The organism is Pelagibius sp. (genome assembly GCF_965227505.1).
Taxonomy (GTDB): Bacteria; Pseudomonadota; Alphaproteobacteria; order Kiloniellales; family Kiloniellaceae; genus Pelagibius.
This window is the reverse complement of sequence record NZ_OZ245757.1, coordinates 4,696,997-4,709,863: the sequence shown is the minus strand read 5'-3', so window position 1 is coordinate 4,709,863 and position 12,867 is coordinate 4,696,997. Positions and strand designations below refer to the sequence as shown.

12 protein-coding genes are annotated in these 12,867 nt (G+C 65.5%); 6 read left to right on the top strand and 6 right to left on the bottom strand.

From position 1 onward, the window contains the following. Nucleotides 1-14: 14 nt before the first annotated feature. On the bottom strand, nucleotides 15-992 hold the full coding sequence (locus ACO06P_RS22115) for a dienelactone hydrolase family protein (protein ID WP_420347396.1): 978 nt from the start codon (nucleotides 990-992) through the stop codon (nucleotides 15-17). A 166-nt stretch (nucleotides 993-1,158) separates the two neighbouring features. Here ACO06P_RS22115 and ACO06P_RS22110 point away from each other — a divergent pair, with 166 nt between their 5' ends. From ACO06P_RS22110 to ACO06P_RS22100, 3 genes are all read left to right on the top strand, one after another. Further along, complete coding sequence (locus tag ACO06P_RS22110) at nucleotides 1,159-1,575, top strand: HIT domain-containing protein (RefSeq protein ID WP_420347395.1); 417 nt, start codon at nucleotides 1,159-1,161, stop codon at nucleotides 1,573-1,575. A 100-nt stretch (nucleotides 1,576-1,675) separates the two neighbouring features. Beyond that, nucleotides 1,676-2,263 carry a class I SAM-dependent methyltransferase gene (locus ACO06P_RS22105; protein WP_420347394.1) on the top strand — a complete coding sequence of 196 codons (588 nt, stop codon included), beginning with the start codon at nucleotides 1,676-1,678 and terminating at the stop codon, nucleotides 2,261-2,263. Between the two features lie 100 nt (nucleotides 2,264-2,363). Then, nucleotides 2,364-2,660 carry a hypothetical protein gene (locus ACO06P_RS22100; protein WP_420347393.1) on the top strand — a complete coding sequence of 99 codons (297 nt, stop codon included), beginning with the start codon at nucleotides 2,364-2,366 and terminating at the stop codon, nucleotides 2,658-2,660. 1 nt (nucleotide 2,661) lies between these two features. Here ACO06P_RS22100 and ACO06P_RS22095 read toward each other — a convergent pair whose 3' ends face one another. From ACO06P_RS22095 to ACO06P_RS22075, 5 genes are all read right to left on the bottom strand, one after another. Next, nucleotides 2,662-3,261 carry a hypothetical protein gene (locus ACO06P_RS22095; RefSeq protein ID WP_420347392.1) on the bottom strand — a complete coding sequence of 200 codons (600 nt, stop codon included), beginning with the start codon at nucleotides 3,259-3,261 and terminating at the stop codon, nucleotides 2,662-2,664. 188 nt (nucleotides 3,262-3,449) lie between these two features. Continuing rightward, complete coding sequence (gene nadC, locus ACO06P_RS22090) at nucleotides 3,450-4,277, bottom strand: carboxylating nicotinate-nucleotide diphosphorylase (protein ID WP_420349668.1); 828 nt, start codon at nucleotides 4,275-4,277, stop codon at nucleotides 3,450-3,452. Between the two features lie 87 nt (nucleotides 4,278-4,364). After that, nucleotides 4,365-5,384, bottom strand: a complete 1,020-nt coding sequence (gene nadA, locus ACO06P_RS22085) for a quinolinate synthase NadA (protein WP_420347391.1) — start codon at nucleotides 5,382-5,384, stop codon at nucleotides 4,365-4,367. A 110-nt stretch (nucleotides 5,385-5,494) separates the two neighbouring features. Continuing rightward, entirely contained in the window at nucleotides 5,495-6,463 is a 969-nt protein-coding gene (locus tag ACO06P_RS22080; protein ID WP_420347390.1) for an NUDIX hydrolase, read from the bottom strand. A gap of 146 nt (nucleotides 6,464-6,609) precedes the next feature. Continuing rightward, a complete protein-coding gene (locus ACO06P_RS22075) occupies nucleotides 6,610-7,995 on the bottom strand; it encodes a pilus assembly protein TadG-related protein (protein WP_420347389.1) in 1,386 nt (461 codons plus the stop codon). 344 nt (nucleotides 7,996-8,339) lie between these two features. Here ACO06P_RS22075 and ACO06P_RS22070 point away from each other — a divergent pair, with 344 nt between their 5' ends. The 3 genes from ACO06P_RS22070 to ACO06P_RS22060 all read left to right on the top strand — a co-directional run bounded on the left by ACO06P_RS22070 (nucleotide 8,340) and on the right by ACO06P_RS22060 (nucleotide 12,752). Beyond that, nucleotides 8,340-10,847: a ligase-associated DNA damage response DEXH box helicase gene (locus ACO06P_RS22070; RefSeq protein WP_420347388.1), complete on the top strand. Its 2,508-nt coding sequence runs from the start codon at nucleotides 8,340-8,342 to the stop codon at nucleotides 10,845-10,847. Further along, nucleotides 10,844-11,572, top strand: coding sequence for a ligase-associated DNA damage response endonuclease PdeM (gene pdeM / locus ACO06P_RS22065; RefSeq protein ID WP_420347387.1), 729 nt, complete (start codon nucleotides 10,844-10,846; stop codon nucleotides 11,570-11,572). Before ACO06P_RS22070 ends, pdeM begins: the two co-directional genes overlap by 4 nt. 103 nt (nucleotides 11,573-11,675) lie before the next feature. Beyond that, on the top strand, nucleotides 11,676-12,752 hold the full coding sequence (locus ACO06P_RS22060; RefSeq protein WP_420347386.1) for a hypothetical protein: 1,077 nt from the start codon (nucleotides 11,676-11,678) through the stop codon (nucleotides 12,750-12,752). The last annotated feature ends 115 nt before the right edge of the window (nucleotides 12,753-12,867 follow it).

The following is a 12,867-nucleotide window of genomic DNA, read 5'->3' as shown; positions in this document are numbered from 1 at the left end:
GGCGCAGGCGCCCGTCAGCTCTCGCCGCCGAGCAGGATCGGCGCGAGGAAGCTCCCCAGGGCTTCGTTCGCCTGCGCCCGCACCTCGTCGTTGCGGCCGATCAGGTAGCCTTCCTCGTCGGTGCAGAGGCCGAGGATGACCCGGCGGTAGAACACGCTGGACATGGGCAACCAGAGCCAGCGGTCGCGCACGGTGCCGTCGCTCTCCACCACGAAGCGGCAGTCGGCGAGGTTGCGGCCGATCTGCCGTTCACCGGCGAAGCGCCCGTCCCACTGGTGCACGGCCTCCGGGTAGACGATCGTCTCGACGGTCGTCCCGCCCTCCTCCAGCTGTTCGGCGACCCGCGCACAACGCTCCGGATCGACGATGGCGTCGCGCCCGCCATAAAGCATCAGCAGGGGCGCGCCGGTGGCGCGGCTGTCCTGAAACTCGGCGATGCAGGGCGCATAGAAGGCGACGTGGGCGGCAAAGCGCTGCCCCTCCGGCGCGTAGCGTTCCGCCACCTGGGCGTAGGCAGCATAGGTCGCCACCATGCCGCCATAGGAAAAGCCGATGAGGGCGATGCGCCCGGCATCGATCTCCGGCCGCGCGGCGAGGTGTTTGAGGCCCGCATAGGCATCGGCCAGAAACATCGCCTCGGTGATCTGGAGCAGGCGGTTGACGAAACCGGTCGCGCGGTCGCGGCGCGCGCCGAAGACGTCGATCACCAGGGCGGCGACGCCACGGGCGGCGAACTGCCGGGCGTAGGTCAGCTCCCGCACCGACTGCACGCCGGAGGCGCCATGCAGGATCACCACCGCCGGCACGGGATTTTCTTCAGAAGCCCCCGGCGGCAGGTAGAGCTGGCCGAGGCCATCCGTCTCCGGCGACTCCTCCGGGCCGTTGCCGACATTGGAGAGTGCAAAGGGGCTGCGGCTGGCGAAACTGATCGCGGTGCCGCCGCTGCGCCCCTCCAGGGCCGCGTCGGGCCAGGGCAAAGCGAGATCCGGCATGGCGGCAGCCCCAGTCGGAAGTCCCGCGGCCGGAAGCGCAGCGGCGAGCAAGACCAGCGCCACACCGCAAAGCCGCCTGACGGCGCGCTTCGCTTTCGCGGTTGTCGCAATTACGGTGGGGGGGACTGCCTTGGATCGGAACTCGAGACCGGGAAATCGCTTGCGCATGACCGACGACTTTGTCCTCCACGAAAGACTGGCGGCCGACTGTATCACGATCGACGACTGGCCGCTCTGCCGCGTACTGCTGATGAACGACGCCACCTACCCCTGGCTGATCCTGGTGCCGCGCCGCCCGGGCCTGCGCGACTTTCACGATGTCGGAACGGAGGACATGCCCCACTTCACCGGAGAAATCTGCACCGCCTCCCGCGCCCTGCAGGCCGCCTTCAGCCCCGAAAAGTTGAACGTGGCGGCCTTGGGCAACATGGTGCCCCAGCTTCACCTCCACGTCATCGCCCGCTTCGCCGGCGACCCGGCCTGGCCCGACCCGGTTTGGGGCAAGGCGCCGGCTGTGCCTTACGAGCCCCCGGCCCTGCAAAAGCGAGTTAAGGCATTGCAGGCCGCCTTCAAGGAAATCTGAACTGGCAAGGCGGTTTGTTTGCCTTGCGGCGATAGCACTCAGTTAACTGTTGCGTGCAATGCTGTGCGCTTGGCATGCTCGGAGGTTGAGAGGAGGCGCCGTGCCGGAAGCAGACCAGATCGCCGAGAAGACCGTGCTCCACGTCGGCTGTGGCAGCTGGCGCCCGGGTGCATTGCATCCCGACTACGAGGCCGGGGGCTGGTGCGAAGTCCGCCTGGACATCAACCCGGATGCCAAACCGGATATCGTCGCCTCGATGACGGATCTTGGCCCCGTCGACTCGAATTCCGTCGACGCGGTCTGGAACTCTCACGCGCTGGAGCACCTCTATGCCCATGAGGTGCCCATCGCGCTGGCGGAGTTCCTGCGGGTTCTGCGCCCCGGCGGCCATGTCTTCATGCGGATGCCCGACATCAAACGGGCCGCGGAACTGATCGTGCAGAACGGGCCGATGTCCACCGCCTACACCTCACCCTCCGGCCCGATCACGCCGCTCGACATTCTCTACGGCCACCGGGCCTCCATTGCCCGCGGAGAAACCGGGATGGCGCACAAGACCGGCTTCACCCAGGAAAGCATCGCGCAGCATCTGGCCTCCGCCGGCTTCGTGAAGGTGCGGGCCCTCCAGAACAAGTTCGATCTCTGGGCAAGGGGCGAAAAGAAGATGGAGCCGGCAGCCGCTGACTGAACCGAACGGTCTGTGGCAGGGTCTCCGCTGCCCTTTACAAGCCCCAGCCCGGGCCGAAGCGAGTTAGGATGCCAGAGAACGCTTTCAAGGCACTTCAACCGTGACCGAATCTCTGCAGCCAACGCCCGAGTTCCTGAAGTTCGCCGCCGGCTTCCACCAGGACATCTTCGAGATTCACGACAGCCCGGACGAAACCCTTGAAACAGCTTTGAATGGCCTTTCAAATGTGGAGCGGCTGTCTTTAAGAGACTTTCTGGAGTCTGCAATCCGATCGCAGTTGAGCGACGAAACGCTTGACGCCCTTTGGAAGGAGTCAAAAGCCGACTTCTATCTGGCGGACCCGAGCCAAATCCGCATCTTCTATCAGCAGATCGTCGATCTGGTTCCGACGCGATAGATCAGCTCTGATACGGCAGGTTCAGCGCGAAGCCCTCGAAGTTCTGGGTCACAACGTCATTGAAGGCCGGCGGGTCCGGGTAGGGATAGGGGTCGGTGTCGGTGAGCGCGGTGACGATCTCTTCCGGCATGCGCTCGCTGGTCTTCTTCGGCTGCTTGATCTCGTAGGTCGCCAGGGTCTCGTTCTCGGTAGCGATGATGCCACCCCAGACCTGGCGCCCTGTCGCGCCGTCGACGACCGTGTAGCTCACCCTGACCTGGCGCTTGGCCCATCGGTAGGTGGTCCCCTCGATGTCCTGGCTGCGCTGGCTGATATCGTCGCCGATCACCTGGGCGGAAACCTGGTAGCGCCCGCGCGCGCCGACGAAGACGTCCGGCCTTTTGCTGCGGATCGCCGCCGTCAGCATGGTCTGCAGGGCCTCAGGACTGACCGTCTTGCCGTCCAGCGTCGACCTGACGCCGGTGTTCCCGATGCCGCCGTCGGTCAGCGCCACGGCGGTGAAGTCCGGGGCCAGCAGCAGGCCCTCGACACCCGGCGCCGTGAGATGGTCGAGCGTCTCGCAGCCGGCCAGAAAGGTGGCCACGACCAAAGTCAGAAACAATTTTAGGTTGAAAATCCTTACCATGACAGTTGAGAAGCCCGTGCTCCCGATCCTGTACTGGTTGGATCAAAAAACCCTTACGTTACAGCGCTTTCAAGTGAAAGACCGAGTGACAGTAGCTCCCTCTCCGAGGACTGTCCAGGGTTGTCCTTTCGGTGATCACCGGGAACACCGGCGGCACGGCGCCTTCACTCGGTCAGGATGTCCAGGCCGATATCCAGACTGGGGGCGCTGTGGGTAAGCCAGCCGGCGGAGATCACGTCGACGCCGCTGGCGGCGACCTGGGCGACGGTCTCCAGCGTGATGCCGCCCGAGGCCTCGGTCACGGCGCGGCCGGCGACGATGCGCACCGCCTCGCGCAGCTGCTCCGGCGTCATGTTGTCCAGCAGCACCGCATCGGGCCCGGCGCCGAGCGCATCCTCGAGCTGGTCCAGACGGTCGACCTCCACCTCGATCTTCACGAGGTGCCCGGCCCGCGCCCGGGCGCGGGTCACAGCCTCCGCCACGCCGCCGGCCAGGGCGATATGGTTGTCCTTGATAAGGATCGCATCGTCGAGACCGAGGCGGTGGTTGGCCCCGCCGCCGGCGCGCACGGCGTACTTCTCCAGCGCGCGCAGGCCGGGGGTCGTCTTGCGGGTGCAGGTGACATGAACCGGGTGGGGCCGCACGGCGGCCACGAGCCCGGCCGTCGCCGTGGCGATGCCGGAGAGATGGCAGACCAGGTTCAGGGCCACCCGTTCGGCTGAGAGGATGGCGCGGGCCGGTCCCTTCAGCCGCAGCAGGCTGTCGCCCGGGGCCAGTGCATCGCCGTCGGCTTTCAGCGGCTCCGCCGTTATCGCCGGGTCCAGGACCTGAAAGGCGAGCGCCGCGGCATCGAGCCCGGCCAGCGTGCCCGCCCCGCGCGCCACCAGCGCCGCCTCCGCCATCTGGTCTGCCGGCACGACGGCCTCGCTGGTGAGGTCGCCGCCGCGCCCCAGGTCTTCCAGCAGCGCCGCCCGCACCAGGGGCTCCACCATCACCCGCGGGAGGGGCTGCGGACGCGTAACGACAACGGATGCCGCTGGCGCCTTCCCTGCGCTATCCACCGGCTCTATCCAATGGCCCTATCCAACGGCCAGCATCCGCTCGACCGCGACCCGCGCCCGGGCTGCCACCGCCGGGTCCAGTTCGACTGCGGGCGACAGAGTTTCCAGCGCCCGGCGGATCTTGGGCAGGGTGATGCGCTTCATATGCGGACAGAGGTTGCAGGGCCGCACGAAATCGATCTCCGGCAGTTCGACGGCGACATTGTCGCTCATCGAGCATTCGGTCACCATCAGCACCTGGTCCGGGCGCTCCCGGCGCACATAGTCGATCATGCCGGCGGTGGAGCCGACGAAGTCGGCGGCATCCAGCACATCGGGCGGGCATTCCGGGTGGGCAATGACGGTGAGACCGTCATGGCCTTCGCGGAAACTCTCGATCTCGGCGCCGGTAAAGCGCTCATGCACTTCGCAGCGGCCCTGCCAGTCGATGATCTCGACATCGGTGTTGCGCGCGACGTGGGTCGCCAGATAGGTGTCCGGCAGAAAGATCACCCGCGGCGCGTTCAGGGCCTCCACCACCTTGATGGCATTGCCCGAGGTGCAGCAGATATCGCATTCGGCCTTCACCTCGGCGGAGGTGTTCACATAGGTGACCACCGGCACGCCGGGATGCGCTGCGCGCAGCGCCCGCACGTCCGCTCCGGTGATCGACGACGCCAGCGAGCAGCCGGCCTCCAGATCCGGCATCAGCACCGTCTTCTCCGGGTTCACCAGCTTCGCCGTTTCGGCCATGAAGTGCACGCCGGCCAGGACGATGACATCGGCATCGGTCTCGGCGGCCCGCCGTGCGAGCGCCAGGGAATCGCCGGTGATATCGGCCACGCCGTAGAAGATTTCCGGGGTCTGATAGTTGTGTGCCAGCACGATGGCGTTGCGCTGCGCCTTCAGGCGGTTGATGGCGTCGATCTCCGGCGCGTGCAGCGGCCATTCCAGCGGCGGCACCACCGTTTTGATGCGCTCGAAGATCGCGGCGGTGCGCTCCGCAACCTCTTCCGTGAACGACAAGCTGCCGCTGTCCTGCGCGCCTGCGATGGCCATGTCCACCCTCCTTATACTCATTTTGAGCATTATTCTGAGCCGGGAAAAGGGCTGGATGAGAAACCAGCCCTTATGCTCTACAAGAGCATATGAGCGCGCAGGCCGGGGAGTCAAGCCGGGCCGTTGCGCCCCTTTGCACGGCCCAGCGTTACGGCGCGGCGGAAACGCATGAGCTTGGCGGGCCGCCCCCCGGTTTCGAAGTCCTGGGCGCCGGTCTCCTCCACCAGGCCCTGCTGGGTTACGAGACGTCGGAAGTTCTGTTTGTGCAGCCGCGCGCCGGTCAGCGCCTCCGCGGTGCGCTGCAGCTGAAAGAGGGTGAACTCGGCGGGCAGCAGTTCGAACAGCACCGGACGGTATTTGATCTTGCCGCGCAGGCGGCTGATGGCCGTGGCGAGGATCCGCCGATGGTCGGCGGCCATGGCCCGGCCCGCGACGGCCGACAGGTCCTGCGGCGGCGTCTTGCCCCTGTCGTGCCAGGCCTCCGGCACCAAAGCGGCCTCGTAGAGCAGTTCGTAGCGCTCCAGCGCCCTCTCCTCGTCCCAGCCTGCCGACGACGGCCCGAAGGTGGCGCGAGCGCGCTCCTGTCGGCCGCGCTTCTCCGCCCGGCCGGCCTCCTGCGCCCAAAGACGCAGGCGGCTGCGCAGGGGCTTCAGAACCGACGGCTCCCCCGCGCGCCAGTCCTCCCAGGGAAACGCAGCATACCAGGGCTGCCAGTCAGCCGGGCCGGCGGCTTCCCCTTCGGTGGCCGAGACAAGCGCCAGGTAGGCGATGGAGAGGGTTCTGGGCTGGCCATCCGCGCCCTCTCCGGCCCGGTCGGGGATAACGGGGACGGGGCGGTCGCCGAAGGTGTAGAGCTGCTCGATGTAGCCGAGCCGGCGTCTTGTCTGCTGCTCGACCCAGCTTCTGAGCCCCGCCTGCAGGGTGCCGTGGTCCGGCCGCAGCGGTCCTGACGGCAGCGCGGCCCGCCCGGCCTCGCCAGCGGGCACCACCAGAGCCTGCGGCTCGTCGTCGCGAACCGAGACCACCACGGCGGTCAGGTCGACGTCGACACCCTTGGCCGCCGGCCCGCTTCGGCCCATCGCTACTGTCCCCCTCGGTTGCTGGCGTTTGCCGTTCGAGAGGGATCACGATGCGGCGGGGCCGGTCAAGCGATTCGACGCGCTGCCGGGAGCCGCGGTCCCTGCCCGGCCCTCCCCGCAATTCGGAGAAGGGCCGGGCAGGGTGGCTACATGGAGATCCGCAGGTTGGAGACCTGTCGGGCGATGTCGCGGAAAGCCTGCTTCAGCGCGGTTCCGCTGCTGGGCAGATAAACGTGGTCTGCATCGGTGGCGCAGTTGTTCACGAAGGCCGTGGCGTCGGGCCTGCCCTCGAGTTCCAAACCGACGGTGTAGACCTTGACGCCTTCGGCCTTCATGGCGGTGCAGAGCGCCTGAGCCTGATCGAAGGAACTGCCGTTGGTGCCGGGCTGGTTGATCTTGTATTCAGGCTCGCCACTGCCGCCGGTCGAGTTGTTGGCGACCACGCCGGAGTTGTAGATGGTGTTGAAGTCACCGTCGGTCATGATGATCACGACCTTCAGCACCTCCTGACCCAGGTGGATCGCGCCGTAATTCGCCGGTTTGCCCTCGCCGGGGAAGAGATAGGCGAAATTGGGCGAGATCATGTACCAGCCCCAGGCCGTGCCGATCTGCCCGGCGGTGGAACCGCCATGGTTCAACCCGTTGATGGCGGTGGTCAGCGCCGTCTTGTTGCTGGTCAGCGGCATGATCTCCGCCGTCGGACAGGGATTGTAGGTGCCGTCCGGCGGATAATGCGTGCCCAGCGGCGCCAGGCTCGGCGCGGCATCGGTGGAAAGATGCGGGCCCGAGCGCTCCGTCACGCAGGTGCTGACATCGTAGGTTCTGGAATCGCCCTCATCGTTCGTAAACTCGAAGCTGTCGCAGTTCGGCGCGGCCGGGTGACTACAGGTGCCGGCGGTGATGGCGCCACGGACCTGATCGGCGTAGCTGCCGACGTTGACCCCGCTGGCATAGGGAACCAGCGCCACCTTGGAATAGAAGGGGTCCTGCAGATCCTGCACGACGATGTCGACCAGTTCGATCGCGGCAGCCTTGAGATCGACGAGCCGGTTGAAGTTTCTCATCGAACCGGTGACGTCGAGGACCAGCGCAACCTCCACATCGCGTGAGGACAGCGTCGCCTCGGCGCTCGCCGCGACATCGGTGGAGTCCGTCCCGAAGATGTTCATGAAGAACGTCGGGATGTTGGCTGTGGCGGTCACCGTGACGGTCCGGGCTTCGTCGTCCGGCGTGATGATCAGCGGCTCAAGCACCGAGCCCATGTAGCCGGCATCAAAGTTGGCATCGAAGAAACGCTGGATGTCGGCGTCGCGGGTCGGGCTTGCATAGTTGCGCGCACCGGCCAGCGCCGCGGCATCGACCGCCGCTGCCAGCTTCGATCGCACGTTGTAGGCCACCGAGGTATCGATGGCGATACCGACGGTGCCGAGAATCGCGAGTGCGCCAAACGCAAAGAAGACAGCGACGTTGCCATTGGCATCGTCCCTGAACTTCCGCCACGTTCGCTGCGCTGCTGTGACTCGTCCTTTCATAACGGGGGCCTCCCCGAAACTCTGTAAAATCCGATACTTAGACTAAAGACTTAGGGTCAATACTTCGTTAAGGGATGGCGATTTCCGGCGGGAAACGACAAAGCCCCGGCGCAGCAGGGACTTGCCGCGGAAAGTCGAAGTTCCGTCACACAGGCAGAACGGCGGCAGGAAAAAACCGCGACGCATTTGTGCGAAATCGCAGCGAAAAGGAGCACCCAACAACTGCGCAGCCGGAAGCGTGAAAGCCACCGCCACGCCGAGCCGAGTCAGCAGCCTTGCAGGAACCGCCCATTCCACCGCAGCACGCCTTTCCCCTGCTTCGGAGCCGCTCTATCTTAGGCCCCGTGAGCCAGCCAGCCCTTCTCAGCGACTCGAATCTTTCGGCCCTGCCACCACGCTTTGCGGAGTGGTTCGGGGCCCGCGGCTGGCAGCCCCATCCGCACCAGTTGCAGATGCTGCGGGCGGCGCAGGCGGGCGAGTCGGCCCTGCTGATCGCGCCCACCGGCGGCGGCAAGACGCTGGCGGGCTTCCTGCCGTCCCTGGTCGATCTCGCCGCCCGCCAGAGTCAGAGCCAGGACCAGAGCCGCGATCAGAGTCAGGGGCTGCACACGCTCTACATCTCGCCCCTGAAGGCGCTGGCGGTGGACATCCACCGTAATCTCACCCAGCCCATCGAGGAGATGAGCCTGGCGATTGCCTGCGAGACCCGCACCGGCGACACGCCGCAATCCAAACGCCAGAGGCAGCGCCGCAAGCCCCCGGCCATCCTGATGACGACGCCGGAGTCCCTGGCGCTGCTGCTGAGCTACTACGACGCGCCGGAGGTTTTCGCCGGCCTGAAGTGCGTCATCATCGACGAACTGCACGCCCTGGCCGGAACCAAGCGCGGCGACCTTCTATCGCTCGGCCTCGCCCGCCTGCAGACCCTCAGTCCGAACTGCCGGCGGGTCGGCCTCTCCGCCACCGTGCACGATCCCGACTGGCTGGCGGCCTGGATCTCCCCGACCGCCGAGGCGGGGGGCGTGCGCCGCATCATCGGCCGCGACGGCGCCGAGGCCGATGTGGAGATCCTCACGACCCAGGAATACCTGCCCTGGTCCGGTCACATGGCAGTGCACGCCATCGCCGAAGTCTACCAGCGGATCCGGACGGCCCAGACCACGCTGGTCTTCGTCAACACCCGGGCCCAGGCGGAGCTAGTGTTCCAGGAGCTCTGGCGCCTCAACGACGACGGCCTGGCCATCGCCCTGCACCACGGCAGCCTCGCCGTGGAGCAACGCCGCAAGGTGGAGGCGGCCATGGCGGCCGGCAAGCTGCGCGCCGTGGTGGCGACCTCCTCGCTCGATCTCGGCATCGACTGGGCCGCCGTCGACCTGGTGGTCCAGGTGGGCGCCCCCAAGGGCTCGGCCCGGCTGCTCCAGCGCATCGGCCGGGCCAACCACCAGCTCGACCAGCCGAGTCGCGCCCTGCTGGTACCGGCCAACCGCTTCGAGGTGCTGGAGTGCCGCGCCGCCCTGGAGGCGGTGGCCGCGCGCAGCCTGGACGGAGACCCGCCGAAGCCCGGCGGACTTGATGTGCTGTCTCAACACATCCTCGGAACCGCTTGCGCCGGGCCCTTCGCGGCAGACCGGCTCTACCAAGAAATCATCACAGCCTATCCCTATAAGTCCCTGACAAGGCAGGATTTCGACAAGGCCCTGGATTTCGTCTCAACAGGCGGCTATGCGCTGAAATCCTATGAGCGCTACCGCCGCTTGGGCCTTGATCCGGAAGGCTTTTACCGGGTCGCTCATATCTCGCATGTAAAGCGCTATCGCATGAACGTCGGCACCATCGTCGAGGCGCCCGTCCTGAAAATCCGGATGAGGAACGGCCGCGTTCTGGGCGAGGTTGAAGAGTATTTCGTCAACGGGCTGCTGCCCGGTGACAGCTTCATCTTCGCCGGCCAGCTGCTCTGCTTCGAGGGCATGCGCGACAACACCGTGCTGGTCAGCCGCGGCAAGGGCGGTGACCCCAAGGTGCCCGCCTATGCCGGCGGGCGGCTGCCGCTTTCCACCCACCTGGCCGAGCGGGTGCGCGGCATTCTCTCCAACCCCGCCCAGTGGCAGGACCTGCCGCCGGCGGTGGCCGAGTGGCTGCGCATCCAGCGCTGGCGCTCGGTGCTGCCCGACGCCTCCGGCCTGCTGGTCGAGACCTTTCCCCGCGGCGAGAAGGAATTCCTGGTCGCTTACAGCTTCGAGGGGCGCAACGCGCACCAGACCCTCGGCATGCTGCTGACGCGGCGCATGGAGCGGGCGGGCCTCGCCCCCCTCGGCTTCGTCGCCACCGACTACGTGATCGCTGTCTGGAGCCTGAAGCCGGCCAGCGATCTCACCGCCCTCTTCGACCAGGACATGCTGGGCGACGACCTGGAGGAGTGGATGGCCGAGTCCTCCATGCTGCGGCGGACCTTCCGCAAGGTGGCGGTAATCGCCGGGCTGATCGAGGCGCGCTCGCCGGGCCAGGAAAAGTCCGGCCGCCAGGTGACCTTCAACGCCGATCTCATTTACGACGTGCTGCGCAAGCACGAGCCGGACCACATTCTGCTGCAGGCCACGCGCGCCGACGCTGCCGGCGGCCTGACGGATATCGGCCGGCTTGCGGAGATGCTGAAGCGCGTCCAGGGCCGCATCGAGCACCGCCGGCTGGAGAAGATCTCCCCCCTGGCGGTGCCGGTGCTGCTGGAGATCGGCAAGGAGCAGGTCTACGGCAGCGGCCTGGACGAACTGCTCGACGAGGGCGCGCAGGCGCTGATCGAAGAAGCCACCGCCGGCATGGAGGTCGGCCGCGGCCAGTCGGAGCTGCCGCTATGAGCGGGGCGGTGGAGCCCCCGACGCCGCAAACGGACCGGCGCAGCGACCGACTGCTGGTGAACGGGGTGGAACTGATCGCCGACCATTCCGGCGCCCTGCTCTGGCCGGACCGGCGCCTCGCCGTGGTGGCGGACCTGCATTTCGAAAAGGGTTCGGCCTTCGCCGCGCGGGGCCAGTTCCTGCCGCCCTACGACACGGCGGCGACCCTCGACAGGCTGGAGGCCGTTCTGGCCCGCCATGCCGTGGAGCGGCTGATCTGCCTGGGCGACTCCTTTCACGACCAGGGGGCGGCGGCGCGCCTGCCCGCCCCCATTGTCCGGCGCCTGCGCGATCTGACCGCCCGCCACGACTGGATCTGGATTGCCGGCAATCACGACCCGGCGCCGCCGGAGGATCTGGGCGGAACCGTCGAGGCCGCCTGGACGGAAGGCGCCCTCACCTTCCGCCACGAGGCCGAGCCGGGGGCCACAGCCGGCGCAGTCTTTGGCGAAGTCTCGGGCCACTTCCACCCCAAGGCCGCGGTGCGCGTGCGCGGCAAGCGTATCTCCGCGCCCTGTTTCATCACCGACGGCCGGCGTCTCATCCTGCCCGCCTTCGGCGCCTACACGGGCGGCCTCAACGTTCTCGACCCGGCCATCGCCGGGCTTCTGGCGCCGCGCTTCCAGGTCATGCTGCTGGGCCGCCGCCAGGTTTTCCCCTACCCGCACAGCGCCCTTTGTTTGTAAACACAATTCATGTCGGTCGATGTTACCCCTGCCCTGTGTATCTGTTTGACGTAGCAATTGGCGGTTACAGAGTATCTACTATAGCGCGAAACACTTCACTTACATGGAGCGCATCCAATTGTTCAAAACCGAAACCCTTTTCATTGTAGGAGCGGGAGCCAGCAAAGAAGCAAACCTGCCGGTTGGCAATGAGCTGAAGTCAATAATCGCAAAGAGCATCGACATTAGATTTGGTGGGACCGGTCGGCAGCAGGAAAGTGGCGACTACGAGATTATGGAAGCGCTTCGAGCGCACGCATCGATGCGAAGCACCAATGAGAACAGTCGAATCAACGTAAACGACTATCTACATGCCGGCTGGAGAATCAGAGATGCGATGCCGCAAGCGTCTTCAATAGATACCTTCATCGATTCGCACGATGGTGATGAAGGTATCGAGACTTGTGGGAAGCTCGCTATTGCGAAAGCAATTCTAGAAGCAGAAAAGGCCAGCTTGTTGTATGTCAACCACCGGCGTGGCGACGAGCGTCCCTCCTTTGAGCGACTTGGCAACACCTGGTACAGCAGGATTTGGCAAGCGCTTACAATGGAGCGCAAGAGGTCTGAACTCCGAGATATCTTTCATAACACGGGGTTCATTGTCTTTAACTACGATAGATGCATTGAGCACTTTTTCTTTCACGCACTTCAGAACTTCTACGGTGTGAATGAAGGAGAAGCTGCCAAGCTATCTAGCTCACTCCGTGTGCATCATCCTTACGGAAAAGTTGGGGACCTACCATGGCAAGATGGAGAGTTGCGAGTTGAGTTCGGAGCATCTCCTCGTGGCCAAGGCCTTCTGGCAATCTCGAAGCAGATAAAGACATTTACCGAACAAGTGGATGATGCGCATACACTCAACGAAATGCGTGCAATGATCGGGGCTGCGAAGAACTTGGTTTTCCTAGGGTTCGGATTTCACGAGCAGAACATGCAACTGCTGCGCCCAGTGGTACCACCTTCCACAAAGCGGGTTTTCGCAACATCTAAAGGGATTTCATCTGCAGACCGCGACGTTATTGAGAACGAAATTGCGGAGTTGTATGGCCCAGAGATTGGTGAGAGGCTTCCTATACACACGAGAACTCAAATCACCTGCTGCGATCTGTTTGACGAGTACTGGCGATCACTGATGGCTTAGCCGGAAGGCCAATTGTGGTAGCGGCCGCCCCGGGGGGGTGGGGCGGCCGCTTGAACGCTGCCGCCGGGGGGAACGACGGCATGCGGATTGGAACTGATCCGTTACTGGGCTGATC